Origin of the sequence: Shewanella electrica, from assembly GCF_022321485.1 — a bacterium.
Lineage (GTDB): Bacteria > Pseudomonadota > Gammaproteobacteria > Enterobacterales > Shewanellaceae > Shewanella > Shewanella electrica.
Genome location: NZ_JAKOGG010000481.1, coordinates 1 through 256, shown reverse-complemented (window position 1 = coordinate 256; position 256 = coordinate 1). Strand labels below are relative to the sequence as shown.

The following is a 256-nucleotide window of genomic DNA, read 5'->3' as shown; positions in this document are numbered from 1 at the left end:
CAAATTGACTGGAAAGAGTCAGTACTGTTCTGACACCACATTAATAATTACATACCTATTGGTCTCCAGCCATCTCGAATCCGACAGCATCTTTTTGAGAAGGCTCAGCAATTCTTCGGTGGCACTGTCCCGATTCACTCCATCTTTCTCCTCAGAATCGCAGTAGGTGAGGCAGACCGTCTTTGCCCACTGCGTCAGGTAATAGCCACGCGCGCTGTTGAGCTGCCAGCTATCTAAATCTCTACTCTGCAGATAC

1 protein-coding gene is annotated in these 256 nt (G+C 48.0%); it reads right to left on the bottom strand.

Annotation, left to right across the window (positions count from 1 at the left end; all coding sequences use genetic code 11):
• Window positions 1-18 precede the first annotated feature (18 nt).
• Window positions 19-256: hypothetical protein (locus tag L9G74_RS21250; protein WP_238898756.1), on the bottom strand; the 238-nt coding region annotated here is incomplete at its 5' end.